Origin of the sequence: Nostoc sp. (assembly GCF_036916655.1) — a bacterium.
GTDB lineage: Bacteria > Cyanobacteriota > Cyanobacteriia > Cyanobacteriales > Nostocaceae > Nostoc.
The window spans coordinates 34,976-61,860 of record NZ_JBALFY010000015.1 but is presented as its reverse complement, the minus strand read 5'-3'; the positions used below and the strand labels follow the sequence as shown (position 1 = coordinate 61,860).

At 42.4% G+C, this 26,885-nt stretch carries 23 protein-coding genes and 1 pseudogene; 9 read left to right on the top strand and 15 right to left on the bottom strand.

Features of this window, described 5'->3' with window-relative positions; all coding sequences use genetic code 11:
- Positions 1 to 301 precede the first annotated feature (301 nt).
- Complete coding sequence (locus tag V7L31_RS03875) at positions 302 to 664, top strand: VOC family protein (RefSeq protein ID WP_334695023.1); 363 nt, start codon at positions 302 to 304, stop codon at positions 662 to 664.
- A 255-nt stretch (positions 665 to 919) separates the two neighbouring features.
- Here V7L31_RS03875 and V7L31_RS03870 read toward each other — a convergent pair whose 3' ends face one another.
- Positions 920 to 2,260 (bottom strand): hypothetical protein, encoded by a 1,341-nt coding sequence (locus tag V7L31_RS03870; RefSeq protein ID WP_334695022.1) that lies wholly within the window; start codon positions 2,258 to 2,260, stop codon positions 920 to 922.
- Positions 2,261 to 2,306: 46 nt separating this feature from the next.
- A complete protein-coding gene (murG, locus tag V7L31_RS03865) occupies positions 2,307 to 3,380 on the bottom strand; it encodes an undecaprenyldiphospho-muramoylpentapeptide beta-N-acetylglucosaminyltransferase (protein WP_334695021.1) in 1,074 nt (357 codons plus the stop codon).
- A gap of 84 nt (positions 3,381 to 3,464) precedes the next feature.
- Between murG and V7L31_RS03860 the strand changes: the two genes are divergently transcribed.
- On the top strand, positions 3,465 to 4,304 hold the full coding sequence (locus V7L31_RS03860; RefSeq protein ID WP_334695020.1) for a nuclear transport factor 2 family protein: 840 nt from the start codon (positions 3,465 to 3,467) through the stop codon (positions 4,302 to 4,304).
- A gap of 156 nt (positions 4,305 to 4,460) precedes the next feature.
- Positions 4,461 to 5,240: an SDR family oxidoreductase gene (locus tag V7L31_RS03855; RefSeq protein ID WP_179066210.1), complete on the top strand. Its 780-nt coding sequence runs from the start codon at positions 4,461 to 4,463 to the stop codon at positions 5,238 to 5,240.
- 186 nt (positions 5,241 to 5,426) lie between these two features.
- Here V7L31_RS03855 and V7L31_RS03850 read toward each other — a convergent pair whose 3' ends face one another.
- The 3 genes from V7L31_RS03850 to V7L31_RS03840 all read right to left on the bottom strand — a co-directional run bounded on the left by V7L31_RS03850 (position 5,427) and on the right by V7L31_RS03840 (position 8,527).
- Positions 5,427 to 6,449, bottom strand: a complete 1,023-nt coding sequence (locus V7L31_RS03850; RefSeq protein WP_334695019.1) for a tetratricopeptide repeat protein — start codon at positions 6,447 to 6,449, stop codon at positions 5,427 to 5,429.
- A gap of 262 nt (positions 6,450 to 6,711) precedes the next feature.
- Complete coding sequence (locus V7L31_RS03845) at positions 6,712 to 7,242, bottom strand: GNAT family N-acetyltransferase (protein ID WP_334695018.1); 531 nt, start codon at positions 7,240 to 7,242, stop codon at positions 6,712 to 6,714.
- Between the two features lie 271 nt (positions 7,243 to 7,513).
- Entirely contained in the window at positions 7,514 to 8,527 is a 1,014-nt protein-coding gene (locus V7L31_RS03840) for an Npun_R2821/Npun_R2822 family protein (protein WP_334695017.1), read from the bottom strand.
- A gap of 548 nt (positions 8,528 to 9,075) precedes the next feature.
- On the opposite strand from V7L31_RS03840, the gene V7L31_RS03835 reads away from it, so the two are divergent.
- Positions 9,076 to 10,956: an ABC transporter ATP-binding protein gene (locus V7L31_RS03835; RefSeq protein ID WP_334695016.1), complete on the top strand. Its 1,881-nt coding sequence runs from the start codon at positions 9,076 to 9,078 to the stop codon at positions 10,954 to 10,956.
- Between the two features lie 218 nt (positions 10,957 to 11,174).
- On the opposite strand, the gene dnaK is transcribed toward V7L31_RS03835, so the two are convergent.
- From dnaK to surE, 9 genes and pseudogenes are all read right to left on the bottom strand, one after another.
- Positions 11,175 to 13,079, bottom strand: a complete 1,905-nt coding sequence (gene dnaK, locus V7L31_RS03830) for a molecular chaperone DnaK (RefSeq protein ID WP_179066205.1) — start codon at positions 13,077 to 13,079, stop codon at positions 11,175 to 11,177.
- Positions 13,080 to 13,675: 596 nt separating this feature from the next.
- Positions 13,676 to 16,468: a preprotein translocase subunit SecA gene (secA, locus tag V7L31_RS03825; RefSeq protein ID WP_334695015.1), complete on the bottom strand. Its 2,793-nt coding sequence runs from the start codon at positions 16,466 to 16,468 to the stop codon at positions 13,676 to 13,678.
- A gap of 285 nt (positions 16,469 to 16,753) precedes the next feature.
- On the bottom strand, positions 16,754 to 17,341 hold the full coding sequence (locus V7L31_RS03820) for a cytochrome C (protein WP_334695014.1): 588 nt from the start codon (positions 17,339 to 17,341) through the stop codon (positions 16,754 to 16,756).
- Positions 17,342 to 17,528: 187 nt separating this feature from the next.
- Positions 17,529 to 17,912, bottom strand: a pseudogene (locus tag V7L31_RS03815) (type II toxin-antitoxin system RelE/ParE family toxin).
- Positions 17,902 to 18,159, bottom strand: coding sequence for a type II toxin-antitoxin system RelN family antitoxin (locus V7L31_RS03810; protein WP_334695027.1), 258 nt, complete (start codon positions 18,157 to 18,159; stop codon positions 17,902 to 17,904). Before V7L31_RS03810 ends, V7L31_RS03815 begins: the two are co-directional and overlap by 11 nt.
- A gap of 336 nt (positions 18,160 to 18,495) precedes the next feature.
- Positions 18,496 to 19,404 (bottom strand): AAA family ATPase, encoded by a 909-nt coding sequence (locus V7L31_RS03805; protein WP_334695013.1) that lies wholly within the window; start codon positions 19,402 to 19,404, stop codon positions 18,496 to 18,498.
- Positions 19,405 to 19,508: 104 nt separating this feature from the next.
- Positions 19,509 to 20,573 (bottom strand): bifunctional riboflavin kinase/FAD synthetase, encoded by a 1,065-nt coding sequence (locus V7L31_RS03800; protein ID WP_334695012.1) that lies wholly within the window; start codon positions 20,571 to 20,573, stop codon positions 19,509 to 19,511.
- A 687-nt stretch (positions 20,574 to 21,260) separates the two neighbouring features.
- On the bottom strand, positions 21,261 to 22,157 hold the full coding sequence (locus tag V7L31_RS03795) for an MBL fold metallo-hydrolase (protein WP_179066198.1): 897 nt from the start codon (positions 22,155 to 22,157) through the stop codon (positions 21,261 to 21,263).
- A gap of 287 nt (positions 22,158 to 22,444) precedes the next feature.
- Complete coding sequence (surE, locus tag V7L31_RS03790; protein WP_334695026.1) at positions 22,445 to 23,242, bottom strand: 5'/3'-nucleotidase SurE; 798 nt, start codon at positions 23,240 to 23,242, stop codon at positions 22,445 to 22,447.
- Positions 23,243 to 23,614: 372 nt separating this feature from the next.
- On the opposite strand from surE, the gene pheS reads away from it, so the two are divergent.
- From pheS to V7L31_RS03765, 5 genes are all read left to right on the top strand, one after another.
- Positions 23,615 to 24,607 (top strand): phenylalanine--tRNA ligase subunit alpha, encoded by a 993-nt coding sequence (gene pheS, locus V7L31_RS03785; RefSeq protein WP_334695011.1) that lies wholly within the window; start codon positions 23,615 to 23,617, stop codon positions 24,605 to 24,607.
- Positions 24,608 to 24,652: 45 nt separating this feature from the next.
- Positions 24,653 to 24,868 carry a hypothetical protein gene (locus V7L31_RS03780; protein WP_179066196.1) on the top strand — a complete coding sequence of 72 codons (216 nt, stop codon included), beginning with the start codon at positions 24,653 to 24,655 and terminating at the stop codon, positions 24,866 to 24,868.
- Positions 24,865 to 25,275: a Uma2 family endonuclease gene (locus V7L31_RS03775; RefSeq protein WP_334695010.1), complete on the top strand. Its 411-nt coding sequence runs from the start codon at positions 24,865 to 24,867 to the stop codon at positions 25,273 to 25,275. The genes V7L31_RS03780 and V7L31_RS03775 overlap by 4 nt, the downstream gene beginning before the upstream one ends.
- 265 nt (positions 25,276 to 25,540) lie before the next feature.
- Positions 25,541 to 25,843, top strand: a complete 303-nt coding sequence (locus V7L31_RS03770; protein ID WP_179066195.1) for a hypothetical protein — start codon at positions 25,541 to 25,543, stop codon at positions 25,841 to 25,843.
- A 275-nt stretch (positions 25,844 to 26,118) separates the two neighbouring features.
- Entirely contained in the window at positions 26,119 to 26,586 is a 468-nt protein-coding gene (locus tag V7L31_RS03765) for a hypothetical protein (protein ID WP_334695009.1), read from the top strand.
- A gap of 57 nt (positions 26,587 to 26,643) precedes the next feature.
- Here the strand turns inward: V7L31_RS03765 and V7L31_RS03760 are convergent, their stop codons facing one another.
- On the bottom strand, positions 26,644 to 26,826 hold the full coding sequence (locus tag V7L31_RS03760) for a hypothetical protein (RefSeq protein ID WP_334695008.1): 183 nt from the start codon (positions 26,824 to 26,826) through the stop codon (positions 26,644 to 26,646).
- Positions 26,827 to 26,885: the final 59 nt, after the last annotated feature.

Here is a 26,885-nt window from a genome sequence, read left to right as displayed (position 1 = left end):
TTATGATTGCGGTTATTTATGAATCAGGCGTTAAGGTCTTTGCCTGTGAAACTACTTTACACTGCTTTACAATTTTTAATCAACTTTTGTTACTTTAGTAAATCTAATACAAATTATTAGTTTTACTTATTAGATAGTCATAGTTTTAGTGTTTGCAGGTGTTCCAAATACATAAAACACGAAATGTTTAGATATATTTACCTGGTGTTAGCCCTGAAAAGATAAAATAGGAAAGAGTATTGTTGTTATCGACTCTAGAAAGTTAATTGAATTACTACCGAAATTAGGAGGGATGTGTGACATGACAATTACTCTAAATCACACAATAGTGCCCGTACATGACAAAGAAGATTCGGCAAAGTTCTTTGCAAATATTTTTGGTTTAGAAGTCGAGGTTCCCATTGGCCACTTTGCTGCTGTGCATATTAATGATGCCCTAACACTTGACTTCGCCGACGCCCAAGTGTTTGAGTCTCATCATTATGCGTTCCATGTCAGTGACGAAGAATTTGACGCAATCTTTGCGCGCGTCAAAGAGGCGAATATTGAATACAGTAGTGACCCTATGCATCAAAATAAGGGACAAATTAACCATAGAAAGCAAGGTCGTGGCTTCTATTTTTATGATCCCAATGGTCACAACTTAGAACTGTTGACCAAATAATTTAATTACGCTTCTACGTCGCTCTAAACTTAGCGCTGCCTCTCTAAGAATTGCGACACTAATACTGTTTTTTCATCCCTCGGCTATCGCCGTCCCTCCGATGTCTTGGGGGGACTACAGGTGGGTATTATTATGTGCATCTTTATACAGAATTGGTATAACGTAATTCTTAATTAAGACGGTATAAACCCTATTGGTTGCACTTACGAATTACTTTAACCTGGACTAAGATTTTTTTGACATCAAGTTAAGGCATTACTTTTTTATTAAAAAATACGCTGTCGCATAGTCTGGCAATTGTGTAATATTTTGCCCAAATTCTTTTTTATTCTGAAAAATACCTGCCAAAAAATCGAGTTGATAAAGATTGGGTAAAAAGGCTCCACCTGTATCAGCAATAACTCCCATTTGCAGATGTTTGCGACCACCTTGAGTATGCTCAATCACAATCACTTTGCCTAAACCGATATTCAAAACATCTCCAGCAAAAGTAACTCCAGGTTTTATAGAAATTTTTGCATCTATTTTGTATCCATAACCTTTAATAGCATCAACTTCTCTAAAATACCAATAACGCTTTTGTGCTGTTGCCTTTAAACCGCGAATATAAGACATTCCATTATTTCTGTCTACATTAAAAAAAGCCTTATAACCATCTGTAAAATTAATCAGAATTGTTCCTTCCATAATTGCTTCTTCTAAGCCATTTCTGGTTAGGTAAGCAAGAGTTGTAACTTTGCCAAATTCTCTACCGCCTGGTTCATAAATACCAGATAAAACATCCTGTTTTGTGTATCGAGTGTAGAAATTATCGTTATTAGAGTTTTCTTTTAAGCTATAAATTGGTGTATTAAAAGTAGAGGTTTTCTTACGAGAACCAGGGTGAGTAAAAACAGCATATTTGGTAATTCGTAATTGTTTTTGCTGTTTACTATTTGGGTTATAGGCAGACCATTTAATGACTCGAAAATTGGTATTGATAAATTTAGGGTCTTGTAAACGAGTAGCTCGATTATTAGCAATATCCTCTTTTAAGACAACAATCATGAAATCTAAAGTTTTGAGGACATCTGGTACAGTAACTCCTTGAGTAGCAAGTATTCCTGTACGTAGAATATCTGGGTCTTCTGAAGCATAGTCTTGAAAATATTTTCTAGTATTAACGAGAACGGTTAATAAATCTCCTTGATTGAAGTTAACTTTACTAATTGGTAGTTTTCCTGGAGTAACAACTTGGCTGCCATTAATGCTAAATTTATCTTTTTTAAATTCATCTACAACTGGATAGGATGAAGATGCTACTAATAAATTTTGTCGAGATGAAAAAAAGTTTTGCTTCCCGATAATTTCTTCAGATATTTGTTGAGTGAAAAAAGGATTTTGAAGCTTTGAAGTAAGCGGATCGGCAACTTGATTGGAAGTGAAAGAAATCTGTGATTGAAATGGGGCAAAATTATCTTTTGTAAAAAACTGATCGGGTTCAACTATCTGTTGAGTTTTTGACTGAGTATATAGATAGTTACTGGCTAAACTAACAAGTAGTAAACCAGCAAAACCGACTGTGAGGCATAACTTTTGCTTAAATAAGATATTCATAAATTGGAAAATAAATTCCTACTTCAATATGTGAATTTTGAATTGTTTAAGTTTCTACTACCTCACGCACTAACTGCGCCAACTTTTCGGCACTATCAGGAACAGCGATCGCATGAGCTTTTTCACCCATCTTTGCTAATTCTTGCGGTGACTGTAACAAATTCAACACAATACTTTGCAATGCTTCTGCCGTCAACTCCGATTGCTTCAAGGTTAACGCTGCACCCGCTTTGGTAAATACATCTGCATTGTAAGATTGATGATCTTCGGCGGCAAAGGGGTAAGGAATCAAAATCGCTGGTGTTCTACATACTGCCAATTCTGTCAAGCTACCTGCGCCAGAACGACTAATCGCAAGAGTTGCTCTTTGCAACAAGGCTGCCATATTGTTGTAAAAAGGTAAGGCTATGTACTGTGGATGTTTGAGACTATCTGCTTGCGTGTCGCGATCGCCAGTTAAATGTACTACATAAATACCAGCATCAAACCAAGCTTTTGCAGATTCGCGCACCAATTTATTTACGGCAACTGCACCCTGACTACCACCAAAGACGACAATTAAAGGAACACTATCAGGAATCGCCAAATCCAGGGGTGCATCAATTGCCCCATCCAGAAATTGCGCTCTTACGGGAGTACCAACATAGACATTTTTGGCACGGGGTAAATACTTAGCAGCCACTTCAAATCCCAAAGCTACTGCACTACACCAAGGGCCAAAAAAGCGAGTTACTTTACCTGGTAAGGCGTTAGATTCGTGGAAAACCACGGGTAAACCAAGGGAACGCGCTGCAATGACGGCTGGCCCGGCAATGTAACCGCCTGTGGTAAACACCCCTTGAAAATTTCCCTGTTTGAGAATTCGTCTGACTTCTAGAATCGAAAGGGCGAGTTTACCCAAAATCCGAATAGAGGAGAGTCCAAACCCTTGCTGAAACCCTTCAACTGCAATAGTATTCAAGGGATACTGTTTAGGAACGAGTTGAGTTTCTAGCCGATCGGGTACTCCCAGCCATTCTATTTGATAATCTGGAAGTTTTTCTGCCAGTGCGATCGCTGGAAATAAATGTCCACCAGTCCCACTGGCAGCTATTAATAATCGTATCGGTGCGTTTGCCATCAAACCTCTACCGTTTAGCGTCTAGCTTAACTAAGATAAAACAATTTGCTTACTTTCTCTAATCAAATCAGTAAATTCTTACCAATGACTAACATTTTTACCGCCTTAGTGAGACGCCAACGCAAATTTCCAGCAAATGTCTGGCTGGTTTCCTGCCTACTGACTATTGGTTTAACAAGCGGTTGGCAACGCACTCTGGCGACGACACCACAGCAATTAGCCCAAGCGGGTACAGCCCAAAATGCACCAGCCGACCTGAAAAACCTGTTGACACAAGTTGATGCAGCTGCCAGTCGGGGCGATGTGAAAGGGGTGTTGCAATTCTACAGCCCCAATTTCACTCATGGGGATGGATTAAACCTCCAAACCCTAGAAAAATCTTTAGCTTCACTTTGGCAACGATATCCGAAATTGCAATACACTACGAAATTGCTATCTTCAAAACCTGAAGGCAATGGGGTTCTTGCCGAAACGGAAACGAAGATAACTGGCTTACCTTCTGGTAGCAATAATAAATTGTCTCTCAATGCCACAATTAAATCACGTCAACGTATTGAAGGCGGGAAAATAGTCCGTCAAGACATTTTGTCAGAACGCACCCTACTTACCTCTGGTAGCAAGCCGCCCCAAATTGATATTAAGTTACCACAGCAGGTGGTGGTTGGTCAGAAGTATAATTTTGATGCGATCGTTCAAGAACCGCTTGGCGATGATTTTTTACTAGGAACGGCGCTAGAGGAAGCCATCCAACCAGAGAAATTTCTCAACCCCACACCTGTTGATTTGGAATTACTGACATCTGGCGGACTGTTTAAAGTAGGACAAGCACCATCTACCCCTGGTAGCCAGTGGGTTTCTGCTGTCATTCTGCGGGGTAATGGAATGACGATGGTAACTCAACGTCTGCAAGTGGTGAAAAAGTAGAGACGTGATGAATCGCGTCTGTACAAGAGAGACGTGATGAATCGCGTCTGTACAAGAGTTAGGAGTTATAGCCTGAGTGATGATAAATTATGAACGATGAAACTTGTGCTAATTCATAATTCATAACTGTTAACTCCTGACTCCTAACTTATCCTAATGACTTCTCTACAAAATCAAATCATTTTGATCACTGGTGCAAGTAGTGGTATCGGTACTGCTTGTGCCAGAATCTTTGCTGGTGCGGGTGCAAAACTTATCTTGGCAGCACGACGGTTAGAACGTTTACAGCAGCTAGCAGATACTCTTAATAAAGATTTTAGTACTGAAACTCATTTATTACAGCTAGATGTGCGCGATCGCAGCGCTGTTGAATCTGCTATTGCTACTCTACCCCCCGCCTGGGCTGACATCGACATTCTCATTAATAATGCTGGTCTAAGTCGCGGTTTAGACAAGTTGCACGAAGCCAGCTTTCAAGACTGGGAAGACATGATTGATACTAACGTTAAGGGTTTACTTTACGTCTCCCGCTATGTTGTTCCGGGAATGGTGAGTCGCGATCGCGGTCATGTGGTAAATTTAGGTTCCATTGCCGGACATCAAACCTATCCCGGTGGCAATGTCTACTGTGCTACTAAAGCTGCTGTCAGAGCAATTTCTGAAGGTTTAAAACAAGACCTGTTGGGAACGCGGGTACGTGTAACTTCCGTTGATCCTGGTATGGTAGAAACGGAATTTAGCGAGGTACGCTTTCACGGAAATACTGAACGCGCTAACAAAGTCTATGAGGGAGTTACACCCCTAACAGCAGATGATATCGCTGATGTGATATTTTTCTGTGTGACGCGATCGCCCCATGTAAATATCAATGAAGTTGTGCTGATGCCTGTTGACCAAGCTAGTGCTACCCTAGTTAACCGCCGAACATCAAAATAACTCATCTACATACCAGGGGAGTGGGGAGTAGGGAATCGAGAATCGGGAATATATTAGCCCCGAAAAAGGTTTAAGCCGGACAACTCTTAGAGACGCTACCGCTATCGCATATTGGTTGAAACCCCGCCCATTTTGGGCGGCTTAGTTTCCCCACTCCCCACTCCCCACTCCCTTTCATCTAATTGGCTAGAGTGAATCTATAAACTGCTGTACTTTTTCTAGTAGTGGCTGATGTTCGATTTGTTCTGCTAACTCTTGGGCATTTTGGAAACACAATCGCGCCATTTTTTTGCGTCTGGTTGTGGCGTAAAGGTTTCCCATATTCAGCAAAGTCGAAATTTCTCCCAGAGCATCGCCCAATTGTTGATAAATTGCAATGGCTTGTTTGTAAAACTTCATTGCCTGTCGATGCTGTACCAGAGTAGTGTAGGTAAAGCCAATGTTATGAAGGGTTGTGGCCTCACCAGAGCGATCGCTAATTGCCTGACGTGTCAAAAGAACTTGATAGTAGAGTAATAGAGCTTCTTTCGGTTTTCCTAAATCATGATAAACAGAAGCAATATTATTCAAAGTGGTTGCTTCTGCAAGCAAATTCTTCGCAGCTCGTTGAATTGGGAGTGCTGCTTGAAAAAATTCTAGAGCTTGCTCAAACTTGCCTAAAACATTGTAGGCGAACCCAATGCCATTTAGGGTTGTTGCTTCACCAGAAAAGTCACCTAGCGATCGCCGCATCGTCAAAATTTGGTGTTGTAACAACAGTGCCCGTTTTGGTTCTCCCAACCGGGTATAAATTAGTGCTACATCATTGAGCGTAGAAACTTCACCTTGAATATCTTGCAATCGCCTAAAGATGGGAAGTGCTTTGTCAAAATATGCCAACGCTTGCGAAAAACGTCCCAGGCGGCTGTAGGTAGAACCCAAATTGCTAAGTGCAGTTGCCTCTGCGGAAGCGTCGCTAATTTCAACAGCAACCAAAAGCGCCTGATGAAACCGCTCTAATGCCCTTCGAGGTTGCGAGCAACTGAGGTAAGCTAAACCAAGATCGTTCAATGTATAACCTTCCCTAGCTCGGTCTGGAATTGCTCTAGCTAGGTATAAATTCTTGGTTGCCAGATCGAGATACTCTTGAAATTTACCCCGCTGATAGTAGCGGTTTGCTTCATCACGACGTTGTTCCCACTCTTTGACTTGATTTAATGGTTGCGTCATCTGACCTCAGTTGCACTCTGCGATAATTAAGCAGGACATCTCTTGGGAATCAATCTCTCTTAGGTTTCCCAAATCTTAACCTTGATCTTCTATCTTTAGATATAAGACGTAAAGATATAAGTATGGTATTATTCCATCTTTACATGAGTATTTATGAAGCAATTAATACAAAATACCTTAGTAGAGGCGCACAAAATCTGACCTTTTTCCTGAAAGGAGAAAGGTTTTAACGGGGGCTGCTTCCTTGAGATTTCCGACTTATTTAAGATTTCAAAATGTAAAGAGAATCATCTGGCTGCCATTCTGTGCGTGAGATAGCGTAGTAAACTACATCATGACCGTAATAGCTAGCATCTTTTTCATACTTCATGCCTAGCTTTTGAATCACACGCACTGAAGCGATGTTTTCTGGATGTGCGATCGCAACTATCCGATCTAGCTTCACTTCCCCAAATCCAAACTTTAAAGTTGCTTGTGAGGCTTCAGTCCCCATTCCCATATTCCAATAGGACTTGTCAAACACATAGCCAAGCTCAACTTCGGGGGTATTTTCCAGAAAACTAAGTCCACAACGGCCAATCATTTTACGAGTTTCTTTGTGTATTACTGCCCACATCCCAAAGTTGTGTTGTTGCCACTGTTGGATATGTTTGTTTAAACTTGTCTGGGTTTGTTCCCTTGTTCTTGGCAACAGATACTTCATCACTTCTGCATCGCTGTAGAGGCGAAATAGGTAATCAAAATCATTTAGAGAGAAGTGCCTTAGTTGCAGCCGCGCAGTTTCTATCTCCATAATTGCCCCAATTCAGAATTAAATTTAGAAATTGTCAAGATAATTATCCAATCCCTATTCTGAACTAATTAGAGCAAAATATAAGCACTAACCAGATTTTTCCAAATCTTCAGTTATTGTCAAATATTCCAAAACTTAGGGACTTCCAAATAAAAAAATATTCAATTAACTCTTGTGGATTCTTGTGGGGTGGGCGTCTCGCCCGCCCTATGGACTGGGCGCTCATGTTGCCCACCCCACAATGTTGAATAATTTATTTCTTGGAGTTCCCTTAAGCAAGAGCTATTTGAATTTTCTTCACTACTTTTTGAATTAATCGATTACTTTTGGTAACAATGTTCGGCTGTTTTAGCTGTTGCGGTCTTTTTTCCGGTTCTTTAAGAAAACGATAGTATAAAAACTCGTCTCTGTAACAAATATTGACATCTTCACCTTGACATAAACGAGCAAAATCAGTATGGGAATAGTTCATGTAGTGAATACGATGAATTGGTTTTAATCCATCTTGGTTGTAAAGGATATTATTAATATTTACAAAGGGGTCTGAATTAGCACAGTTACCTGTTCTTTCTTGACCGTTTGGACTGAGAGTAAAATTAAATAAGGCAAGATTTGATTTCCATGTCAAATAATTAAATAAATGTGCATCATCCCAACATGCAGTTAGCCATTCAATCTCTCCATCTTCAATTAATAATTTTTTATATAAATCTAAATCTTTTTCTGGAAATAACCCTGATTTAGAACCAAAAAAATCAGAGCAATGGAGTCTAGGACGTATGTTTTTTTCAGAAGCAATCTTGGACTTTTCTAAAAGTGGAATATTTAATGGTACTTCTGTACGTTCTTTAATGTGTATCCAGTCATCAAATACAAAATCGTATGCGTTTAATTTTTCAAAAATATCATCAACTGGCTTCATAAGAAGGCTATCAGCATCACAAAATAAAAACTGATTAAAATGTCCGTTAAAAACACACATTTTTCTTTGTAAGTGACCTGATGACCACCAATTACGTGAGATTTTGGAACTTCTAGCACCTGGGTGAACTGCCCAAACTTTGTGAGCAAAATCTTCCCAGTACTGTATTGCCTCCCAATTCTCAAAAATGCTGACGTTTTTTCTAGACTTTATTTCTTTTTGAACTAAGTCTAATCTTTCATTATAGGGAATAATACAAACAGGAATATCTGGGCTAACATTAACTTCAATACTATTCAACAATGCCACTAACTGATCGTAAACAGCATCATTTGCAAGTGTATAAATACCGAAAAATTCCATAAGTAAGATAATATCCTAGTTATTATAGTTTATTTATAATGTTTCTGGCGCGATCGCGCCAGGAAGTTGATAGATAAGAACTCAGCACAACTATTATAAATAGCGTTTTTAGGTAAGTCAACGAATTCAATTTCTGACGAAATTTTCTTAAAAACTCCCAATTATATAATTAATTTCATCATTATTACTTGATGGGTATTGATTAAATTTTATGCCAGGCGATCGCCTCGAAAAATCTGGAAAAAATTCGTAATGATGCTCTCTATGAGACACTGCACGTAGCTTGCTTCTCTGTAAGGGTACGCGGACTCGCTACCTCTGCGCTAACTTAATTTATCATGACGCTCTCTAGGAGACGCTACGCGCAGCGTGGAGAAGACAGTAATTAATTTTTGTAACGGGAATCAAGCAAGACAAGAGCCACAAAACTTGCCGAGACTCGATTGAAGGTTCGCCAAATGTCTTGTTTGTTGCTCTTGAGCGACAAAATTGATTAAGACAAATCGTTAGGCGTATTTTTTTGCAAACATTAATATAATGCTCTTACTATGAGCATCTACCAATCTCTCAAAAAATCTTACAGGCAAGACAGACGCCGTGAAAATGACTGGCGGTTGTTTTTGCGTCTAGTACCCTATGCCCGTCGTAGCGGCCGGTTATTGGCGCTGTCAATGTGCCTACTAGTACCGATCGCCCTAGCGAATGCCTTACAACCGTTCTTAATTGGCCAAGTGATTTCCCTGATTCGGCATGAACCAAGCGCTTACGAATTTTTTCGGAATCGTCCCTTCTCGCAAGGGTTAAATATCCTGGAGGGATCACTGGTGATTGCGATCGCCATCCAATTAATGTTGACAGGTGTCCAAGGTTATATAGTCCAAAAGCTAGGGCAGCAAATCACCGCAGCAGTTCGCCAAGACTTATTCCAGCATGTGACATCTCTAGCAGTGCGCTTTTTTGACCGCACGCCCGTAGGTAAATTAATCACCAGAATCACCAGCGATGTGGAAGTGTTAGGTGATGTCTTCTCGACTGGGGCAATTGGCATCGTGTCCAATTTGTTTTTAATGCTGGTAACTTTGAGTTTAATGTTTTCTATCCAGTGGCAACTCGCTTGCTTGCTGCTATTAATACTATTACCAATTAGCTGGTTAATTGTTTACATTCAGAAACAGTACCGCAAAGCCAATTACAAAGGACGGGAAGAACTTTCGATTCTGAATTCGCAGCTACAAGAAAATGTACTTGGCATTAACGTCGTCCAATTGTTCCGCAGAGAAAAATTTAATGCTGAATTGTTTCGTGCTACGAACAACAACTACACTCAGCAAGTGGATAAAACCATTTTTTATGATTCATTTGTTTCCGCGACCTTAGAGTGGATTGGACTAATTGCGATCGCAGGTGTTTTGTGTGTAGGTGGGTGGTTGTTATTGGGAAAAACCTTGACTTTTGGAACATTATCTACATTTATTTTGTATGCCCAGCGATTATTTGATCCCTTACGGGATTTTGCCGAAAAATTTACAGTAATTCAAGCTGGTTTCACTGCCATTGAACGCGTCGGCGATATCTTAGATGAACCGATAGAAATCCGCGATCGCGCCAACGTTCGTTTCTCAATCTTTGATGCGAAATTTGGCTACATAGACGAAATCGTGGCAAATCTAGAATCCCCAGACCTGACTTCTCCCCCAGAACTGGGAGAAATTCATTTCGATCACGTCTGGTTTGCTTACAAAAATGATGATTACGTAATTAAAGACTTAGATTTCACCATTCATCCTGGTGAAAAAATTGCATTAGTCGGCCCCACAGGTGCGGGTAAAACTTCGATTATCCGGCTTTTGTGCCGCCTCTACGAACCCACCCAAGGACGCATTCTCATCGATGGCGTAGATATTCGAGAAGTCCCACAAGCAGAACTGCGGCGCTACATGGCAGTGATTTTACAAGACGGCTTTTTGTTTGCTGGCGATGTTAAAAGCAACATTTCTTTAGGAGATGGCTACACTATTGAACAGATTCAACAAGCAGCCGAAGAAACCAACATTGCCCAGTTTATAGAAGAACTACCCCAAGGTTATGATACTCAACTTCGAGAACGGGGCACAAATATTTCTAGTGGTCAAAAGCAACTTTTAGCCTTTGCGCGGGCTGCCATTCGCAATCCCCAAATTTTGGTATTAGATGAAGCTACCGCTAGTTTAGATGTTGGTACAGAAGCTTCAGTTCAAGAGGCATTAAACCAGCTATTGCTCAGACGTACCGCCATTATTATCGCTCACCGCTTGTCTACAATTCGCAATGTAGACCGGATTTTTGTTTTGAAGCGGGGCGAATTAATCGAACAGGGAAGCCACGATCAACTATTGCGAGAAGGAGGGCTTTACGCTACTTTACATAACTTGCAGATGTTGGGAAGTTAGAATATTGTCAAAATAATCTCAAATGGGAAATAGCGATCGCTATCTCTGTGACGACATCTACAAAAAAAGTGAAAGACTGTTATTCTTAACCTATTTTTGGAGTGCGATCGCTAGTTTGTAACTAGACCATATACTAATAAAAAATCCCCACCCAGACAAATGCCTGAGTGGGTAATATGAGGTCGAACAAAACAATCTTCTCAAAAGAAGTCAGGGAATTATTTGCTCTCTGTAAAATCAGCGTCAATCACATCGTCACCGCCACCAGAGCTAGATGTAGAACCGCTATCTTGAGGTTCCGCACCTGGCGCAGCACCGCCACCAGCTTGCTGATAGATGTTGCTACCAACAGCGAATAGCGCTTGTTGCAATTCTGGGGTCAGCTTCTTGATTTGCTCATCGTCTTCTTTAGCAACTGCTTCCCGCAGTTCTTTCACTAAACCTTCGACTTTAGTTTTGTCAGCATCGGGAACTTTATCGCCCAATTCTTGTAACTGCTTTTCAGCTTGGTATGCCAAAGAATCGGCTTGGTTCTTGCGTTCAATCTTCTCACGCCGCTCTTTGTCAGATGAAGCATTTTGTTCAGCTTCTCTTACCATCCGGTCAACATCATTTTTATCCAGGGTGGAAGCGCCGGTGATGCTGATGGACTGTTCTTTACCAGTGCCTTTGTCCTTAGCGGTGACGTTAAGGATACCGTTAGCGTCAATATCAAACACTACTTCAATTTGAGGGACGCCGCGTGGTGCAGGAGGAATACCATCGAGGCGGAAGGTTCCCAAGCTCTTGTTATCGTTAGAGAATTCGCGTTCACCTTGGAGGACGTGAATTTCTACGTTGGTTTGTCCATCCACAGCAGTGGAGAAGACTTCTGATTTCTTGGTAGGAATTGTAGTGTTGCGGGGGATAATTTTGGTCATTACGCCACCCAATGTTTCCACACCCAAAGATAGGGGTGTCACATCTAACAGCAAGATGCCAGTTACATCACCAGCCAGTACGCCGGCTTGAATGGCTGCACCAACTGCTACGACTTCATCAGGGTTAACGCTTTGGTTGGGGTCTTTACCCAATACCTGCTTCACAATCTGGTGGACTGCGGGAATCCGGGTAGAACCACCAACTAACACGACTTCATCAATATCGCCTTTGGTTAACTTGGCATCCCGGAGAGCATTTTCCACAGGAATGCGGCAACGGTCGATTAAGTCAGAGCAAAGTTCTTCAAACTGAGCGCGAGTTAGGGTTGTATCTAGGTGCTTCGGCCCATCCTGGGTAGCGGTGATAAATGGCAAGTTAATTTCTGCTTGAGTGACGCTAGAAAGCTCAATTTTGGCTTTTTCTGCGGCTTCAGTCAGACGTTGTAAGGCTTGTTTATCTTTGCGTAGGTCAATACCTTCGGCTTTTTTGAACTTCTCAGCTAAGAAGTCAACTATTTTTTTATCAAAGTCGTCACCACCAAGGTGAGTATCCCCAGATGTAGCTAGTACTTCAAAAACTCCGTCTCCTACTTCCAGCACGGATACGTCGAAAGTACCACCACCAAGGTCAAATACGAGGATGGTTTCGTTACTCTTCTTGTCAAATCCATAAGCCAGAGAAGCAGCTGTCGGTTCGTTGATAATCCGCAGAACTTCAATCCCGGCAATTTTACCAGCGTCTTTTGTCGCTTGGCGTTGCGAGTCGTTGAAGTATGCGGGAACGGTGATTACTGCTTGGGTTACAGTTTCGCCCAGGTATTTGCTGGCATCTTCAACTAGTTTGCGAAGAACTTTTGCAGAAATTTCTTCAGGAGCAAACGGTTTACCAGCTATCGGACAATCTAATTTGACATTGCCATTGCTGCTGAGGACTTTGTAAGAAACTTCCGTAGCTTCATTACTAACTTCATCGTAGCGGCGACCGATAAAGCGTTTGACTGAGTAAAACGTATTTTCGGGGTTCATCACCGCTTGACGTTTGGCGATTTGGCCAACCAAGTTGTCGCCATTTTTTGCAAATGCAACTACTGATGGCGTTGTCCGAAAACCTTCAGCATTAGCAATTACTGTGGGTTTACCACCTTCCATCACTGCCACGCAGGAGTTCGTTGTTCCTAAGTCAATTCCAACTACTTTTGCCATTTTAGGTGCTGGCTCCGTATAACTACAAATGAATGAATGAGAATATAAAGCACTAAATTTTGAACCAACAGGGTCAAGAAATCAGCCAGTTCAGCATGAACACCTTTGTTTTGGCTTTCCTGGGGTTAAAACTCCAGACTATGCTGATATATATACTGAAGCTTAGTGGTAGCCAGTCCATGAAGGGTGGTTTCCCGAACCTTGCTTGGGACGGTTAAACTAACTAAATTGTGTTTTTAGTTGGTTCATGGATTAATTTGTCTTCACTCTGTCTAATGTAGAAGAATTAATACTTTCAGTAATTAGGGTGAACCGTAACGTCCGAGTGGTGTTTGCCGTCTTTAGAGGTAACAAACTACAGAAGCACTGAGAATATAAAGATGAAAAAGTGCGTATGTGTAGCTCAACCCAAGCATCGTTTCCGTAATTCACCATAAAACAGAGGCGCAAAATTACTCTTGGCGCCTCTATTTTGGAAAGTTCTGTTCACTCTTGGCGTTAGCAAAAACAGACGCTTGCAAAATTGTTAATTCTGTGCTATTTCAAGAAGCCGACGCCTAGACTTTTCGCTGCGTTTCTGTGTAAGATATCCCTACTTACACCATTTCAGAGGAAGCCTGCACCAGTGATTGAGGCTGAGGCTGGAACATAAACAACGAGTACACCACATCTCGGCGAATGTTAACCATCATATCCAAGAACAATTCATACCCCTCGCTCTTATACTCAATCAGTGGGTCTTTTTGTCCATAACCACGTAATCCCACCGATTCGCGCAAGGCATCCATTTGTTGCAGGTGTTCCCGCCACAGAGTATCAATGCGTTGCAAGATAAAGAAGCGTTCCGCTTGGCGCATCAGTCCGGGTTGAACTTGGTCAATCTGCGCTTCTTTGAGGTCGTAAGCAATTCGCACCTGTTCGTGGAGGAAGGCTTTAATCTCGCTGACGGTGATATCTTCTAATTGACTAGCTTGTAAATCTGCTAGTAGATAGACGAATTCTTTGACTTTCTCAACCAACTTTTCTAACTCCCACTCTTCCGAGGGTAAGTCTATGTTGATGTAGTAATCAACGATATCATCCATCGTTTTTTCGGCGTATTTAATCACCTGTTCTTTCAAATCTTGACCTTCTAGCACTCGGCGGCGTTCAGCATAAATAGCACGACGCTGATTATTCATCACCTCGTCATACTCAAATACCTGCTTCCGAATGTCGTAGTAGTAGGTTTCAACTTTTTTCTGGGCACCTTCCAAACTGCGGGTAAGCATCCCAGATTCGATGGGCATATCTTCTTCCACTTGGAAGGCATTCATTAATCCAGCAACGCGATCGCCACCAAAAATCCGTAGTAGATTATCCTCTAAACTGAGGAAGAATCTTGTGGTTCCAGGGTCGCCTTGTCGTCCTGCACGTCCGCGCAACTGGTTGTCAATCCGCCGCGATTCGTGGCGTTCTGTACCAATTACGTGCAAACCGCCAATTTCTACGACCTCATTGTGTTCACGGGTCGTAAATTGTTCATACTCTCGCTTAACGTGGTTGTAGGCTTCCCGCAACTTCTGAATTACCGGGTCATCGATGGGAGCTTTTTCTGCTGCCACAGCTACCTTTTCTTCAGCTTCCAGTTCGGGTAAGCTACGTTCGCCATATTCACGCACCGCAATTTCTACTGCGTCTTTGAGTAGTTTTTCGGTTTCTTTGGTTAACTGGGTAGGGAAAATTTCTGGTGAAGCGCGCCAAGTTTTGACTTTTTTACCAGGGACAAAGCCTTGACCACCGCCGTGTCCTGTGGGTAATCCGGCTGCTCTTTGCACGCCAAAGCTATCTTCATCTTCTGGCTGGACAATGCGGGGCATGAAGTATTCCCGCAGCTTCAAACGCGCCATATATTCGGAGTTACCACCCAAAATGATATCTGTACCTCTACCAGCCATGTTAGTAGCAATGGTAACAGCACCCTTCCGTCCGGCTTGGGCGATGATTTCCGCTTCACGTTCGACGTTTTCGGGACGGGCGTTAAGTAATTCGTGAGGAATCTTTAAATCTTTCAATAGGCGACTGAGAAGTTCGGATTTTTCTACACTAGTGGTTCCTACTAATACAGGTCTGCCGAGTTCGTGCATTTCGGCACATTCTCTGGCGATCGCCCCCCACTTGCCTGCTTCTGTCTTGAACACCATATCAGACAAATCTTCGCGTCGGCGATCGCGGTTGGTGGGAATTACCGCAACTTCGAGTTTGTAAATTTTTTCAAATTCTGGTTCTTCGGTTTTTGCCGTTCCTGTCATCCCACCGAGTTTTGGATACAGCAAGAACATATTTTGATACGTAATTGTCGCGAGAGTTTGAGTTTCTGGCTGAATTTCTACGTGTTCTTTAGCTTCAATTGCCTGGTGTAATCCATCACTCCAACGCCGTCCAGCTAGCACCCGACCGGTAAATTCATCCACAATTACGACTTCACCATTGCGGACGATGTAATTTACATCCTTGAGGAAAAGTTCTTTGGCTTTAATTGCATTGAAAACAAAGTGCGCCCAGGGATCTTCTGGGTCAAATAAATCTGTGACTCCTAAAAGATTTTCCGATTCAGCAAACCCTTCATCTGTCAATAGAACGTTACGAGCTTTTTCATCTACATCGTAATGTTCGTCTTTTTTAAGTGTGAATGCTATTTCAGCAGCTTGTAGATACTTTTCTGTCGGTCTTTCCACCTGCCCAGAAATAATCAGTGGTGTCCGCGCCTCATCAACTAAAATTGAGTCCACCTCGTCAATTACGCAATAATTAAACGGGCGTTGCACCACATCTGCCATTGATGTCGCCATATTATCCCGCAGGTAGTCGAAGCCGACCTCGCTGTTGGTAACGTAAGTGATATCACAATCGTAGTTTTTCTGGCGTTCACTGGGAATCATGCTTGACTGAATTAGCCCTACACTTAGCCCCAAGAACCGATGCACCTGTCCCATCCATTCAGCGTCCCGACGAGCCAGGTAATCGTTCACGGTGATGACGTGTACACCTTTACCAGTGAGGGCATTTAAATAACTTGGCAAGGTAGCAACTAGTGTTTTACCCTCGCCGGTTTTCATTTCGGCAATTTGCCCTACATGCAGAATGATACCGCCAAGGAGTTGGACATCAAAGTGCCGCAAGCCTAAGACTCGCCGTCCTGATTCCCGAACAACGGCGTAAGCCTCTGGCAATATGTCATCCAAGGTTTCGCCTTTGGCGAGTCGTTGTTTAAATTCAACGGTTTTACCTTTTAATTCATTATCAGAAAGAGCCTTAATTTCTTCCTCTAAAAGGTTAATTTCAGTAACAGAAGGTTGGTATTTTTTAAGCTTACGAGCGTTGGGGTCGCCCAACAAAAGTTTTAGCATGGCAGGTTATAGAACTGAATCAAGGGGATGGGAATTACAGGGTTGGCATTGATTATAAACATTTAACCCAGCCTAACCGTTTTGGTCGTGGATGGGTTTGAAATGAGAATTACCTCAAAAACAGGAGAAAAACTATCCAATCAGTCTATTAAATGATTGGTTTTAACTCTTATCTTATATTTCGTCTTTCTTCATAGTATCATTTTGCCCCCAGATGGGGCCAGAGAGGGAGTGGGGGAATAGAGTTAGGAGTTAAGAGTTATAAGTTATGAATTTTTCAACTCCTTACTTCCACTCTGCTGTCAGGCGACGGAAATTGTAATCACTAGCACTGGGATGACAACTGACACAACTGCTAATCTGGACTGGACGTGGTAACTTCACTTTTGGATGCAAAGCTTTGAAATAACGCGAATTGTTGAGGCGATATGGCGTTTCTTCGTCGTCTAGCTGTACACGGGAGAAAGTCGAAAGATATTTCCACACTAATATGCGTGGCGGATCGATTAAAGGCTGGAGTTGTGCGCCATAGTGCTGCGAATCTTGCAGAAGATTTTTCCACGTTTGGGTAGGTAAAACTGCTGGTGGTAAGCCGATGTGGCATCTGGAGCAGTTTTCTAAATATAGTTCTTGCCCTAGTTTGTATTGTGCAGGTACTACGTCAACAGTGCCAATTTCGGCGGTGGGAGTAGCACTTTGGGCGTTAGTTGCCAAGGCTAGAAGCCAGCCCATAGCTAAACTCCAGGTTACAATTACCAGAAGTAAACCGAAAAATTGGCGTTTGAATTCACGTTCAGCGCTTTGCTGTAGCGCTTGGCGTTGGCGTAGCCCGCCGTAGGCATCGCGGGTTTTACGCTTAACAAAAATTGACATTCCTCACATTCCCAGATATTAAAAAGTGGCGCTTGTGTTAATCATAAGACTTACGCAGTATTGGTAGTGTTTTAAATTTTGCGTAAGTAGTTTTGGCAAGCAACGCATCTTTAACATATCCACAACAGTAATATAAATGTCTATTCAGCGCACCACTAAGCTATGCAAGAAAAATTTCCTAGCAGTTTCAACCTTCCCCACTGTCAAAATCAGCTAAAATCTCTCGGATTTCATTTACACCAATATCTTCTCGGTCAGATTTTGAATAAATCGTTAGTAGCAAAATACTTGTAGGTGACTCAACTTGATAAATCAATCGATATCCAGCACTCTTACCTTTTTGGATACTACTGTTGCGAACTCTCACCTTGTAAATAATATACTCCTCACCAATGCCCGCAATGCGTAGGCGTAGCCCGCCTTAGGCATCACCGAAAAAATTTCCTTGTTGTAATTGCTCAATAATTGGTTGAACATCAGAGCGAATGTTGCGAAATCTTTTTGATAGTCTGTAAACTTCCTGCTCAACCTCATCAGAAAATCGAATTAAAATCGCATTATTACTCTGCATCAATCCTGTCCCATAGCTCGCTAATTGGTCTAGTTTGCCCTGTTTTTGCTTGCTGCAAGGCTCTCCTCAAACTAGCTTTAATCTCCTTAACGGGTGTATCATCAGGGTCAACCTCTTCTGCTTCTGCTTGTTCTGGAACCAACACAATCACCCGAACCTGATGAGGATAAGTGTTTCCCTGAATCGGCTCATCTAAAACTAGGTTTCCTTGAGAGTCAATCCTGCCAGTAACTTCAATCGCTTTCATCTTTTCTCTAGCTGATTTTGTAGGAGATTCTAACACACTGAAATTCTGCCAATATCAAGAAACTAAAGTTAATATCTGCCAAGGAAATCCTTAGTCAAATCTGACATCATCACTTTTTTGATACTTCTTAAAAGCGATGTCTAAGACAAGCGACATAAACAAATATCCTCCACAGCAAGAAATAGAGTTACCGCCACCCTGCATAGCGGTTTTTTAGTTCAAACACTTGTAGAGACGGCGATTTATCGCGTCTCGAAAACTCAAAAACCCATGATTTTGTACAGATAGCACTTAACCCAAGTGTATTGTTTTTTAGTTCATCAAACTCATCTCACATTAAGGAATAGAAACCGATCGCAATAATCGCTCCACAACAGTTCTAGAATTGCGTCCTCCTCTAGGGATAAGACGATGGCAAAGAACATGAGGGACGAGAAATTTTACATCATCAGGAATGACATAATCACGACCTAATAGAAAAGCTAGCGCTTGGGCAGCCCGTTGTAATGCTAATGTGCCACGCGGACTGACACCAAGGGCAATTTCCTCATCTTGGCGTGTTGCCCGCACCAATTCAAGGATGTACTGTTGCAAGGAAGTCGCCACTTTTACTTGAGAACAGAGGTAACGCAATTCTTGTACTTCTGACAAGGTAATGCAAGGCTGCAAATCAGCAACTTTTACACCCTTTTGGAGATTTTGCAGCATCAGGAGTTCTTCTCCCTCAGAAGGATAGCCCAAACTCAGGGACAACATAAACCGATCCATTTGCGCTTCTGGCAGAGGAAAAGTACCTTGATACTCGATCGGGTTTTGAGTTGCAATCACAAAAAAGGGCTGGGGAACTGCACGAGAGACACCATCAACTGTTACCTGATGTTCTTCCATAACTTCCAGCAACGCTGACTGAGTACGGGGTGTAGCGCGGTTGATTTCGTCAGCTAGTAGTATGTTAGTAAAGACTGGGCCAGGAAGAAAAGTAAATTCGCCGCTTTTTGGGTTCCAGATGTTAGTACCAGTAATATCCGTTGGTAGTAAATCGGGGGTACATTGTAGCCGTTGAAACTTGCCATCCAGTGAACGAGCTAGGGACTTAGCAAGCAGGGTTTTACCAACACCAGGGACATCTTCTAGGAGAGCATGACCACCACCTAACAAAGCAACTAGCACTAAGCGTATTGCCTCAGCTTTGCCAACGATGGTAAGAGCTAGATTTTGTGTTAAAGCGTCGATTTTTTCTCTCATGCGTTGTAGGGAGTGGGGAGTGAAGGGATGAGGGAGTAGGGGAAGCAGGGGGAGAAGGATTAATAACCAATGCCCCATGCCCCATTCCCTATCTATTGTTCCCACTAAGCACTCAAAACTTCTCTAGCAACAACGCAGTCAAGTTGAATTTGTGTTTTCAGGGCTTCAAGAGAAGGAAATTTTTGTTCAGGGCGCAAAAATTTAACTAGCTGCACAACTAGTTTTTTGCCATACAAATCACCAGACCAATCAAATAAATGCACTTCCGTAGATGAATAAGTACCATTTACAGTTGGGCGATTCCCGATATTCATTACGCCCAAGTTCCCACTAGGAGCGGTATCTGGTATTTCGCTGAGAGTGAAAACGCGGACAGCGTAGACTCCTTGGCGGGGCAAAAACTTGTCTTTTGGTAGTTGGAGGTTGGCGGTGGGAAAGCCAATTGTTCTGCCCAATTGTTGACCTTGAACGACATCACCAAGGAGAGTGTAAGGGCGTCCTAGTAGTAGATTTGCGTTTTCGATGTCGCCATGCTCAAGGGTTTGACGGATCAATGAGGTGCTAATGCGGGCATCTTGAGTCGGAGTAGTGCTGACGCAACTACTTTCGATGGGCGATTCACCTGTATAAGTTTGTAAGGGAACGATAGTAACGGGAATATTGTGTTTGGCGGCGAGTAATTGCAAATCTTTAGCAGTACCACTACGCTTTTCGCCGAAACAAAAATCCTGCCCAATACTAATTTGTTGGCATCGCAGCTGTTGCACAAGAATTTTTTCGACGAATTCTTCGGGGTTCAGTGCAGACAATTCTTTGTCAAAGGGTAGTAGTACCAATTGTTCTACCCCAAGCGATCGCAATTGTTGGACTTTTTCATCCAGTGGCGTTAGCAAAGTCCGGGGTTGCCCCGTAAAAAACTCCTGTGGATGGGGGTCAAAGGTAACAACTGTTGGGTAAGTATATTCTTGATTTGCCAGTTGATTTTCCTTTGACTGCCGACTACTAGCTACTGACAAGTTACCACCAGCGTGCAAGACTGGTTGAATTACTCTTTGATGCCCAAGATGAACACCATCAAACTTGCCAAGGGCAACAGCAGTTGGCGTTAGCAGCCCTTCACTTGAAGAAGCAACCCGCACAGAACACCCATTTTTAGACAAATTTAGCACGTGGATTCTGAGATTTTAGGTTTATTTTAGCTATCAGCAGGAAGCTACCCTATGGTAAACCGCTTTGAATTGGGGATGGTGGGGCCCCCTCTGGGGATAAGGGGTAATGGGGACTGGGGAAGATAAGTATGAGGATTCATACCCCAAGTAAATCTTAAAAGAATTTCTTCACCAGCATACGGTAAGTACCCAATAGCCAGTCTTAGAGCGCTCATTCCTGAGGCAGTGCGGTCTTCTCACAAAGAGATTTGCCCAAGTGGAATAACTGCCATTCTTAGCTTGCTGGAAAGGAATCGGCGCAACCCGCTGAGGAGGAAAGCTTTTGTTGATCGTCTGAACTTCCACCAAATGCATCTGAGGTTTTGTGCTATCAGCCAAAAGCCTAACCCAAAGAAAGTTGTCCAAACAGCTAATAGCTAAGTCCAGATAATCCCAAATACTAGAGCTAAAAAGGCTCTAGTTTCGTATTGAGGCTTACCCTGACCATCAGCCGCAAGAGAGGTCATCTGTGGGTTCTGGGCTGTGTTGGTGAATCGATAAAGTGTGTCCTCCTGTTGTCGCCCCGATCCCGTGGCGCTTTGACAACTCTAGGCAACGCTGTCTTAGCGTCCAACAGGTACGCTCTCGCGCTGAAAGCTTCTGATCACCAATCTAATCTAAAATCTCCAATTCCTCCGATCGCAATCTTTAGGTAGAAAACTTACTAACAGGAAAAGATTCTGATAAGGCTACTGAGGTGGGAATCTGAAGCACCAATCCTTCCCGTGCCATAATAGCGCCAGGAAATTTTGCAGCGGCTTGTTTGCCTACACGATCCAAAAAGTCGTCATCGTGCGCCGGATCGTGGTGGTAAATCACCAAAGTTTTGACGTTAGCAGCTTGTGCCACTTTCACCGCTTCTTGCCAGGTAGAATGTCCCCAGCCAATTCTTGGGGATTTTGGGGAATGGTATTCCTCGTCTGTATAGGTAGAATCGTAAATTAAGATGTCGGCATTACGAGCTAGCCACAGCACATTATCATCGAGTCGATCGGGAAAATGTTCGGTATCAGTGATATAAGCAGCAGCACCACCACGCCAGTTGACACGGTATCCTACGGCTTCACCTGGATGATTTAAAGGTGCTGTTTCTACGGTAACGTCATCGATGTGGATTGGTTGCCCCGGTCGAATGTCGTAGAAATTTAAATTGGCCTGCATAATCTGCAAGGGTACGGGGAAATTCGGGTGTAACATTTGATCGTTGAGGCGCTGTTCTATGGTAGAACCATCAGGTGCGATCGCCCCATAAATATGAAAGTCGTTCCCCTTCACAAACCCTGGGGTAAAGAAGGGAAAACCCTGCATGTGATCCCAGTGAGAGTGGGTAAAAAATATGTGAGCTTCTAACGGCATCTGGCGCAACATAGATTGCCCCAAAACATGTAGTCCTGTGCCAGCATCGAAAATTAAGCGCTTATCGCCCGCTTGCATTGATATGCAAGGGGTATTACCGCCGTAACGAACGGTGTGTGGCCCTGGACTGGGGATGCTACCGCGAACGCCCCAAAATTGTACGGTAAATTGGTTCTCTATCCTAGACATGGGTGTTGCTTGCTGGACTGAGCGGGCGATAATTGAAAGAATTTTTACTTATTTTGTCTAAGTTTATGCTGTCTCACCGATTTTGCTAGAGGGAGGATTTCTTGGTAAAACAGCATACCCTGTTTCTGGCTGATTGTGTAAATGTGAATGAAATACTGTCAGTTAGAATTTTCCGGGTTTTGGGGTGGATGTGTATCACTTATTTCAAGAGTGCCCCTACGTTATAGCCTACATTTTTCTATGATGCATTTACACAACCCCAGTTTTGTCCTGATAAATCAAATGATTCAAGGAAAATTAAATTCCCACTCAGATAATTTATCTAGTCCATCTACGTATGTAAGATTGTATTGTAACGGCGTTACACTGATGTAGTTTTTACGCACAACCTGCACGTCTGTCGGTACATTTTGAGGCAAGTTTAATCCGGTTGGGGGTTCCACGTCTTCAGTTACCTCTCCGGTTAGCCAGTAGTACGTTTTTCCACGAGGATCAACTCGTTTATCGAATACATCAATGTAACGCCGTATTCCTTGACGGGTGAGAGTAACACCGGCAATTTCTTCCCATTTGACCGCAGGAATATTGACATTGAGCAACATCAAATCTGGTAGCGGTTTTTGGGCTAACTGATCTACGAGAATTTTGGCAAACTTCGCAGCAGGTTGAAAGTCTTTTGATGTGTGACTCATAAGACTGAGGGCTACACTGGGAATGCCTTCAATTAGACCTTCCATTGCCGCAGAAACAGTACCGGAATACAAGATTTCAGTTCCCAAATTCGCACCTTGATTAATGCCAGAGAGAACCAAATCGGGCGGAGTCGGGAGTAAAGCCCACAGCGCTAGTTTGACGCAATCTGAAGGTGTACCATCGCAAGCCCAAGCTTTGATAGCAGGATGAAAAATCCCTTCAACAATTTCGGCACGAATGGGTTGCTGTAAAGTTAACCCGTGTCCAGTTGCCGATCGCTCTCGATCTGGACAAACTACACTCACATCATGACCGGCCTCTGCCAAGTAATTGGCTAGGGTACGAATCCCTAAGGCAGAAATGCCGTCATCGTTGCTAATTAGTAATTTCATAGTCACTGATCATTGGTCATTGGTCATTAGTCATTAGTCATTGGTCATTAGTTATTTGTTATTTGTTATTAGCCATTTGTCAATGTCTGAGGTCACAAGCAGCAAAAAAACATGGATACTCGCTAGTACACTGTGGCAGAAGTTTGCTTATTTTTAAGACAAGTTGTTCAATCTCCAAGTCTTGTTAATTGGGATGTTGGGAAGATTTTTGTGCCCATTGTACTAGCCCAACCTCTCTAACCGATCAATAGAGGTTTAATTTCGACTCTCATCTTTAGCTGATGTTAATGGATATGACTGTAAGTTTATTTATCGACCAGTTCACAGCTTTTGACTATAGACTAATGACTAAAGACCAATGACTAATAACTAATGACTAGCAATTTAGAAGCTCAACTTTTAGCACTGCGGCAAGAAGGAGAAAAAGCGATCGCAGCCGCCGACACCCTAGAATGTCTGGAAGAACTCAGAGTTAACTATCTGGGTAAGAAAGGGGAACTAGGGGCACTGTTGCGAAGTATGGGGCAAATGAGCGCAGAGGAACGACCGAAAATTGGAGCGATCGCCAATACAGTCAAAGAATCCCTGCAAACTAGTCTAGACCAGCAACGCGCTACCTTAGAAGCTGCACAAATTCAGGTACAGCTAGAGGCGGAAACTCTGGATGTGACTATGCCGGGAATTTACAGCCCCCAAGGTCGCATTCATCCCCTCAATGGCATTATCGATCGGGCACTGGATATCTTTGTTGGTATGGGCTACACCGTGGCTCAAGGGCCAGAGATGGAAACAGATTACTACAATTTCGAGGCTCTCAATACCCCGCCTGACCACCCCGCCCGTGATATGCAGGATACCTTCTATCTGCCAGATGGGAATCTTTTACGTACTCATACCTCATCAGTGCAAATTCGTTACATGGAAAGAGAAGAACCACCAATTCGGGTTGTGGCTCCAGGGCGAGTTTATCGGCGAGATAATGTAGACGCGACTCACTCAGCAGTTTTCCATCAAATAGAACTTTTAGCCATTGACGAGGGACTAACTTTTACAGACCTCAAAGGCACAATTAAAGTATTTTTACAAGCAATATTTGGCGATTTACCTATTCGTTTCCGCGCTAGTTATTTCCCGTTTACTGAACCCTCTGCTGAGGTAGATTTGCAGTGGAATGGACGTTGGCTAGAGGTGATGGGCTGCGGTATGGTCGATCCAAATGTACTTAAGTCTGTGGGTTATGATCCAGAAGTTTATACAGGATTTGCTGCTGGTTTTGGTGTAGAACGGTTTGCAATGGTGTTACACCAAATTGATGATATTCGCCGCTTGTATGCTAGTGATTTGCGATTTTTGCAGCAATTTTAGGACTTATGTAATAGTTATGTACTACAAGCAAGTTAATCATAAATAATGACTTCATTCTCCAGGTTAGATCAAGTTCTAGAAAGCATCGAAGACTTATCAGTAGATGAACAAGAAACACTAATTGATCTGATACGTCATCGGCTGGCAGAACGGCGGCGTTCTGCAATTGCTGCTAATATCGCTCAAGCACAGGTAGAATACCAGACGGGTAAAGTGTTCCGTGGAACCGTTACTCAGATAATTGATGAGTTACGTAAGTGAAAACTGTAGTCCTGGCATCCTCCTTTAAACGAGCATTTAAGCGATTGATAGGACGACAGCCACAATTACAAGAGCGAATTGAAGAGCGGTTAGCATTACTAACCGCCGATCCATTTGATCCACTGTTACAGACCCATAAACAAGTAGTTTCTCCTGGCAAAGCTAACGCAGATCGAGACTATCGCTACAAACGTTCCGAGTATGCAGCAAGGGGAATTGCTGAATATTGGATTGTTGACCCCCAAAGAAATGTAGTTACCGTACTGATATTAGTTGACGGGTTTTATGAAGAAACCAGATTTGCCGGAAATACTGCGATCGCATCTACTATCTTTCCAGAGTTACAGCTAACCGCAGAACAAATACTTAATGCTAGAGAAAACAATGTGGGTGATGCCATCTCTTAGCTAAAATTATACACAAAGACTTGGATATCCTTTGGCTGAAGTTTCTTGATATATCTAGGTTTGGGCGTAGGCCTAGCCTACCGTAGGCATCGTACAGCCTTTTTTTTACAGTAGACTGCACTAATGAATTACCCGGCGACTGAATTCCCCTTCTCAAATAGCAGATAACTGATACACTATATCGTAAGAGGTATCTGAAGTGTCATACTTAATAATATCACCAGATAGTCTTTGCATCCTTAACACGTTTTAACGTGTATAACCCATGAAAAATACTTCAGATTTAATTCTAGAATTTGAAAAACTATTCAGACAAAAATTACAACTAAATAATTGTAAGCTCAGAAAGAAAAGACAAGAGAATAATTATGAAATTATTACTCCGGCTAAAGACATTTTTTTGATGTATTGGTCTGAATTTCCAGAAGTGAATTTAATATATCAAGCTGTAGGGGTACGCACTCAGCAGACTGGAGTTTATGAGCGAGCTATCCGTTCGCACATTAGTTGTTGTTTAAGTAGTATCCAGGAAAATCCTACTTCTGAATCACCATTATTAGTGAAATAACTATACTCAGCTAACACAGAGAAAATTTACGTAAGTAAGTCGGCGCTAAGTATTTCAAACTATGTTAAGAAATTTAAATGTAGGGTGTGTTGTCGCCAAGCGCCGCACCGTCAACAATTCAAGGTGCGTTAGCCTACGGCATAACACACCCTACGGTTAATTTATATTTCTTTATATACATTGAATTTTTCTCACCGACTTACTTAAACTCTCGTTAGTTACCTGACAACACTAGCGAGAGTTGACACCAAAAATCTGTTGATCGAGAGATAAAAATGCAAGTCGAAAAAAATCAAGATCAGCTAGATTATAAAACCTTGTTAGCCAACGCAAAGCAAGCCTTAAAACTTGAATACCAGAAATCATCTGCTTTAGCCTCCCAACTGCAAGCCATAAAAGCTCAGTTAGAACAAGTTCAGACTGAAAACAAAACTTTGAGGGAAAGTGCTTATGAAGATATAATTAGGCACTTTGAGGCACGTACTCAAGCAGCAGAAGCACTAGCGTTAAAAACAGAAGTACGCCAAAAGTTCCTTGAAGCCAATGGTTGTAAGGATGATGAGAGCTTTGATACTCTATGGGATAGCATTAAAAATAAGATTCAGATCCAAGATGGTGAAGTGAGAATCGTTGCTCAAAATGGCACTCCTAAGTTTACCTTAACAGGCAGTATGATGACTTTGAGGGATTTTATTCAATCCCTCAAACTAGACCCAATCTTTAGAAAGTTTTTCTTGAATTAGAGAGCTAAATTAATTAAAATCTCTCGTTAGAAGAAGATTAAAAATTATAGCAAAAAGCTATTCATCTTCGTCTCCTGGCGGTCGTTCGCTCTCGCTTTGTTGGGCGTTCCACTCCAAAACAATGCGCTCCAACATCTCAGACTGCGTACAGTTATTAACATCGGCGTACATTTTAATCAACTGCCTCACGTCAGGACTAATGTGGCGAATTTCTAGTTGGTTACTTTGTAGCATGTCCATTAACTTTTAGTGTCTATCACATTATGTTGAACTATTAAACTATGTCTGTTGCAATAAAT

Excerpts from the sequence above, each read along its gene's own strand:
- V7L31_RS03860 (WP_334695020.1), top strand. The coding sequence starts at position 3,465 with ATGACTAACATTTTTACCGCCTTAGTGAGACGCCAACGCAAATTTCCA.
- V7L31_RS03870 (WP_334695022.1), bottom strand. The coding sequence starts at position 2,260 with ATGAATATCTTATTTAAGCAAAAGTTATGCCTCACAGTCGGTTTTGCT.
- surE (WP_334695026.1), bottom strand. The coding sequence starts at position 23,242 with ATGAAATTACTAATTAGCAACGATGACGGCATTTCTGCCTTAGGGATT.
- murG (WP_334695021.1), bottom strand. The coding sequence starts at position 3,380 with ATGGCAAACGCACCGATACGATTATTAATAGCTGCCAGTGGGACTGGT.
- V7L31_RS03765 (WP_334695009.1), top strand. The coding sequence starts at position 26,119 with ATGCAAGTCGAAAAAAATCAAGATCAGCTAGATTATAAAACCTTGTTA.
- V7L31_RS03795 (WP_179066198.1), bottom strand. The coding sequence starts at position 22,157 with ATGTCTAGGATAGAGAACCAATTTACCGTACAATTTTGGGGCGTTCGC.
- pheS (WP_334695011.1), top strand. The coding sequence starts at position 23,615 with ATGACTAGCAATTTAGAAGCTCAACTTTTAGCACTGCGGCAAGAAGGA.
- dnaK (WP_179066205.1), bottom strand. The coding sequence starts at position 13,079 with ATGGCAAAAGTAGTTGGAATTGACTTAGGAACAACGAACTCCTGCGTG.
- V7L31_RS03760 (WP_334695008.1), bottom strand. The coding sequence starts at position 26,826 with ATGGACATGCTACAAAGTAACCAACTAGAAATTCGCCACATTAGTCCT.
- V7L31_RS03850 (WP_334695019.1), bottom strand. The coding sequence starts at position 6,449 with ATGACGCAACCATTAAATCAAGTCAAAGAGTGGGAACAACGTCGTGAT.
- V7L31_RS03845 (WP_334695018.1), bottom strand. The coding sequence starts at position 7,242 with ATGGAGATAGAAACTGCGCGGCTGCAACTAAGGCACTTCTCTCTAAAT.
- V7L31_RS03805 (WP_334695013.1), bottom strand. The coding sequence starts at position 19,404 with ATGAGAGAAAAAATCGACGCTTTAACACAAAATCTAGCTCTTACCATC.
- V7L31_RS03855 (WP_179066210.1), top strand. The coding sequence starts at position 4,461 with ATGACTTCTCTACAAAATCAAATCATTTTGATCACTGGTGCAAGTAGT.
- V7L31_RS03840 (WP_334695017.1), bottom strand. The coding sequence starts at position 8,527 with ATGGAATTTTTCGGTATTTATACACTTGCAAATGATGCTGTTTACGAT.
- V7L31_RS03875 (WP_334695023.1), top strand. The coding sequence starts at position 302 with ATGACAATTACTCTAAATCACACAATAGTGCCCGTACATGACAAAGAA.
- V7L31_RS03770 (WP_179066195.1), top strand. The coding sequence starts at position 25,541 with ATGAAAAATACTTCAGATTTAATTCTAGAATTTGAAAAACTATTCAGA.
- secA (WP_334695015.1), bottom strand. The coding sequence starts at position 16,468 with ATGCTAAAACTTTTGTTGGGCGACCCCAACGCTCGTAAGCTTAAAAAA.
- V7L31_RS03820 (WP_334695014.1), bottom strand. The coding sequence starts at position 17,341 with ATGTCAATTTTTGTTAAGCGTAAAACCCGCGATGCCTACGGCGGGCTA.
- V7L31_RS03810 (WP_334695027.1), bottom strand. The coding sequence starts at position 18,159 with ATGAAAGCGATTGAAGTTACTGGCAGGATTGACTCTCAAGGAAACCTA.
- V7L31_RS03835 (WP_334695016.1), top strand. The coding sequence starts at position 9,076 with ATGAGCATCTACCAATCTCTCAAAAAATCTTACAGGCAAGACAGACGC.
- V7L31_RS03780 (WP_179066196.1), top strand. The coding sequence starts at position 24,653 with ATGACTTCATTCTCCAGGTTAGATCAAGTTCTAGAAAGCATCGAAGAC.